Genomic DNA, 4,282 nt, shown 5'->3' with positions numbered 1-4,282 from the left:
TCCTGGCCTATGGACTTGTGGATAAGCCATTCTGAGAGTAAGGTGAATGAACTAACAAACCGGGAATAGCTCTTATTTTTCCTGAATTTTGTTCCAGATCCCCGGACCTAGCTAAGCCTATGGTGCCCATTTTATCGGGAATTATTGTTGGCCAACAAAATATATCGACCTCAAAAGCGTTTAAGTTATCTTTGAGCTATGTATTAGGTATGGCTATAACTTATGCATTGGCGGGCATGATAGCAGGTTTTATGGGGAGTACCTTGCAGACATGGATGCAACGCCCCAGCGTTATCATTAGCTTTGCTTGCATTTTTCTAGCAATGGCCTTTTCTATGTTTGGTTTTTTTGATTTGAAATTACCTACTGGACTTAACAGGTTTTATAACGGAAAGGCCAATAATAGGAAGAAAAACTACCTTTCAGTACTTTTAATGGGTATTTTGTCAACACTTGTAGTATCTCCTTGTGTTACGGCTCCTTTAATTGGAGTACTAAGCTATATCGGACAACAAGGTGCGGTAGCGAAAGGCGGTTTGATTTTATTTTCTATGGCCTTAGGGATGGGAGTCCCTTTACTCCTTGTGGGCTCTGGCTATGGTCGTTTTTTGCCCAAAACAGGGGCTTGGATGTTAAAAATAAAACAACTATTTGCTTTTGTAATGCTTGGAATGGCTGTATGGATGTTAGGTAGAATTTTAGATGCACAGTGGCTATATGCACTTTGGGCTGGATTTTTCATTCTCCTAGGTATTTATTTAGGAGGATTAGTGTCCCTTAATAAAAAAATGCTGCTATTCCAAGCTTTTGGTCTTTGTGCTTTTCTCTACGCGGGTACTTTGTTATATCAGGCCATCCAATCGAAGTCGCTTCCTAGCAACGTAGAAACAAAAACGACTTTTGTTTATGCAAATACTTTAGCTGAAATCAATAAGCAACTGGATAAAGCAAAAACAGAAGGGAGGATGGTGATGATCGAGTTTTTTGCCACTTGGTGTAGTGATTGTCAGGCTATGGATGCAAAAGTATTCAATCAAAGACAGATTAACTCAGCTTTAGCACCCTTATTGGCTTTAAAAGTAGATGTGAGTGAAAAAACCGAGGAAGTGGAACAGATCAGAAAAGCATTTGCTGTTTATGGTTATCCCACTATTTTATTTTTTAATTCAAAAGGTGAAAAACTCAAGGATTTAACAGGAGTAGGCTTCATACCTTTTGATTCAATGCTTGGTTTAATCAATGAGGTAAAAAAACAAGATTTGAGTTGAAAAACAGGGGGATGAGTCTAAAGGACTAAATATATACGAAAAATTTACATTTTTTTTCTCTAAAATTAAAGAAAAAATTAAATTTGTTTGCTAATATCATAATGAAACAAAAAAAATCAATAACTATCAAGGAAGTAATTATGAAAAAATCAACAATCGCTGTTGCTGCTCTTTTAAGTGCTTTATCTACTGCCCCAGTAGTATCAGTAGCTTATGCTGATGATGCTGCTCCTGCAAATGGTTCTGCTGCAACTCCAAGTACTGATGGTTCTAATGCTGCTCCAAGCTCTGATGGTTCTACTCCAGCTAACAATTGCAGCAGTAATTGCGGAAGCAATTGTGGAAGCAAAAGCGAAGACGAATAATTAACTCTTAGCGTTATGAAGAGGTAGTATTTGCTACCTCTTTTCATCTAATAAATACTTTGTATGCAAATGGATTCAGAATTTATTTTACCCCAATTATCTCCTTGGTATAAAAAAAAATTTTTACAGTATGCGACGCAGGTGCTTGAGTCTCAGCAGAAAATGTCAGCAAGTACAGGTAAAAATATACTTCATTATACCTTACAAGATAATGAGCGGCATGAACGCTTTAAGCATTATCCCTCTAAAGAGCGTATTGACTCATCAACTGGAGCTCAGTATTTTTATCATTGCCACCGAGAGGATTATGAAACGACTGAGCATGGTCACTTTCATTGTTTTTTGCGTTATAAACACATTCCCAAACTGATCAAACCTAGCGCTTTAGACGATTGGGATCGTTACATGAAAAATCCTATGACTCATTTAATAGCTATTGGAATGAGCCAAGTAGGTATGCCGATTCGTCTTTTTACGGTCAATCGCTGGGTAAGTACAGAGATTTGGTATGACGCCATTCATGCCCCTAAACTTTTAAATCGGTTTAATTTTAAAACAACTCCAGAGAGCGATTCTTATTGGCATGTTTTAGACAAATGGGTAGAAGGGATTCTTCATCTTTTTTCACCTCAAATTTCCTGGCTTCATCATGAGCGCGATAAGCTAATCCATAGCTATCAAGAAAAAGATCCCAATGAAAATATTTATCTGAAACAAGAAATAGAGGAGCTTTCTTCAATCGATATCAATTTACAAAAGCAAGTGGAGTGGATCATTAGCTAATGCTCTGGGGGCAAATCATATCTTCGCTATTCTGCTATACTAAAAGGGCTTTAGTGGCCTTATTGTTCCTATGAAATACTACATAATTTTATTACTAGAGCAGGAACACGGCCTCTTTATTGTAATTAATTTTGTGCTATTTCATGTTCTTTATAGGATAAATCTCACTTTGTATACTGGATTTTTCAAAATAATGACAATGAGGCTAGTCATCTTGTCTTTAGAGTTCCCTATTATAATTAACATGAGGAAATAAGGATGAACAAATTATTAGCCTTATTAGCATTTATACCCTGCCTTGTTTTCGCAAATCCATCGCACCTAAGTATCTCTCAGCAACGCGCACCTAATGAAACGATGGAGCAGGTAGTAAAACGCTTTTCTAAGATCCTACCTCAATCTGCGTGGACCAAAGAGAGTCCCTTTAATAAAAAAGTACCTTTAATGGATATGGATTATTCCTTAGCTCCCAAAATAACCACCTATGCAGAATTGCTAGCTATGTTTCATTTTGTACGGGATACTCGCTTTTTATATGAAGAAGCTCAGCCTGGTTTTGGGCGTAGGATAAGCTGGCTTTATCCTGATGATGGTTGCTTTGCGCGTGCTGCAATGACCGGCATGTCACTGCAAATGCAACACTTTATACGACCGGCTAAAATTTTTGCCTTTGGTGAGTTAAGTTTAAAAACCCCCTATTCGGTAAAAGGGGAAGTGTTTTGGTGGTATCATGTTGCTGCAGTAGTTAATTATATGGATAGCATCTATGTTCTAGATCCCGCCTTAAAACCTGATGGACCAATACTTGTTGGTGATTGGTATAATAAAATGGGGATAGAAAATGATTTAACGGGAGTAGTTTGTAATCCCTATACTTATGACCCCTTCGATTATTGTTATAAAATTAGTAGTAAGGGCGATATTAATGCGCGTAAAGATCAGTCTCGATATTTAGAGAAAGAATGGAGTCGCATGCAAAGTCTAGGTTTTGATCCTCTGCAAATTCTTGGTAATAATCCTCCTTGGAATTAATTAAAATTACAGTATGATTGATGAATGCATCAAAAGGAGTTGTATTCATCATGCGGTTCATTTTTATTGGTATGTTATTGTTCCTCAGTCTCTTTAGTTATGCTAATCCCTATTGGGATCCAAATAAGGTACCTAAAGATCGGTCTAGCTTAGCCCAGGAGTTGATTACTCTGAAAACGAGCTCTAAACAGAATCTAATTGAGGCATTGAGGATTCAAGTTGTTTGGTTAGAGGAGGGCGAGCGTTATTTGGTGGATCAAATGACAATAGAGACCTCCGGAACTCCGGCTTTATTAGCACGGAGTCGACATCGTCCTCGCTGGGGTAGTTATTTAGGTATCCTAAAAGATAAAAGGGGCAAAGCCATATATTATGATGCTATCGGTACGGGAAAGGAATACCGCAAATTAGCGCGAGCTATAAATCTTCGCTTCCCACTCCCTACAGAAAATGTTGATTTTGAGCTATATGGCGAAAATCCACAAACGGGTGTTATGGAGAAGGTAGCTGAGCAAGCCATTAATCTTAATGAACTTGCCCATGATAAAACACAATTTCCCCATTTAGAGATTAAAGAGTTGTTACTCGCAAAAGCCTTCCCATCTTTGCGAGTAAACATTTATGCAGAAGGCTATGCATTAAAAGATAAAAGCAAATTTTGGCAGCAAGCATTAAAAGCAGCTCGAGCCTTACAGGAAGCAAAGTTCCCCGGGGTGGAGTTAGCTAGGTCCGGGGATCTGGAACAAAATTCAGGAAAAATAAGAGCTATTCCCGGTTTGTTAGTTCATTCACCTTACTCTCAGAATGGCTTATCCACAAGTCCATAGGCCAGGA

6 protein-coding genes are annotated in these 4,282 nt (G+C 38.1%); 5 read left to right on the top strand and 1 reads right to left on the bottom strand.

The window, feature by feature from the left end:
- Positions 1-7: 7 nt before the first annotated feature.
- Complete coding sequence (locus ELY15_RS16615; RefSeq protein ID WP_255411118.1) at positions 8-130, bottom strand: hypothetical protein; 123 nt, start codon at positions 128-130, stop codon at positions 8-10.
- Between ELY15_RS16615 and dsbD the strand changes: the two genes are divergently transcribed.
- From dsbD to ELY15_RS14005, 5 genes are all read left to right on the top strand, one after another.
- Positions 120-1,268 carry a protein-disulfide reductase DsbD gene (dsbD, locus tag ELY15_RS14025; protein ID WP_158617506.1) on the top strand — a complete coding sequence of 383 codons (1,149 nt, stop codon included), beginning with the start codon at positions 120-122 and terminating at the stop codon, positions 1,266-1,268. The two genes, ELY15_RS16615 and dsbD, sit on opposite strands and share 11 nt — an antisense overlap.
- Before the next feature lie 140 nt (positions 1,269-1,408).
- Positions 1,409-1,633 carry a hypothetical protein gene (locus ELY15_RS14020; RefSeq protein WP_127101101.1) on the top strand — a complete coding sequence of 75 codons (225 nt, stop codon included), beginning with the start codon at positions 1,409-1,411 and terminating at the stop codon, positions 1,631-1,633.
- 63 nt (positions 1,634-1,696) lie between these two features.
- Positions 1,697-2,416, top strand: a complete 720-nt coding sequence (locus tag ELY15_RS14015; RefSeq protein ID WP_127101099.1) for a hypothetical protein — start codon at positions 1,697-1,699, stop codon at positions 2,414-2,416.
- A 258-nt stretch (positions 2,417-2,674) separates the two neighbouring features.
- Positions 2,675-3,448, top strand: a complete 774-nt coding sequence (locus tag ELY15_RS14010; RefSeq protein ID WP_127101097.1) for a protein-glutamine glutaminase family protein — start codon at positions 2,675-2,677, stop codon at positions 3,446-3,448.
- Between the two features lie 50 nt (positions 3,449-3,498).
- Complete coding sequence (locus tag ELY15_RS14005; protein WP_127101095.1) at positions 3,499-4,275, top strand: M64 family metallopeptidase; 777 nt, start codon at positions 3,499-3,501, stop codon at positions 4,273-4,275.
- Positions 4,276-4,282: the final 7 nt, after the last annotated feature.

Origin of the sequence: Legionella sp. km772, from assembly GCF_003989735.1 — a bacterium.
Lineage (GTDB): Bacteria > Pseudomonadota > Gammaproteobacteria > Legionellales > Legionellaceae > Legionella.
Note: the sequence above shows the minus strand (reverse complement) of the source record. Positions and strands in the feature narration are given on the sequence as shown.

Bases quoted from the DNA above. Each gene is read 5' to 3' on its own strand.
- dsbD (WP_158617506.1), top strand. From the start codon at position 120: ATGGTGCCCATTTTATCGGGAATTATTGTTGGCCAACAAAATATATCG.
- ELY15_RS16615 (WP_255411118.1), bottom strand. From the start codon at position 130: ATGGGCACCATAGGCTTAGCTAGGTCCGGGGATCTGGAACAAAATTCA.
- ELY15_RS14020 (WP_127101101.1), top strand. From the start codon at position 1,409: ATGAAAAAATCAACAATCGCTGTTGCTGCTCTTTTAAGTGCTTTATCT.
- ELY15_RS14015 (WP_127101099.1), top strand. From the start codon at position 1,697: ATGCAAATGGATTCAGAATTTATTTTACCCCAATTATCTCCTTGGTAT.
- ELY15_RS14010 (WP_127101097.1), top strand. From the start codon at position 2,675: ATGAACAAATTATTAGCCTTATTAGCATTTATACCCTGCCTTGTTTTC.
- ELY15_RS14005 (WP_127101095.1), top strand. From the start codon at position 3,499: ATGCGGTTCATTTTTATTGGTATGTTATTGTTCCTCAGTCTCTTTAGT.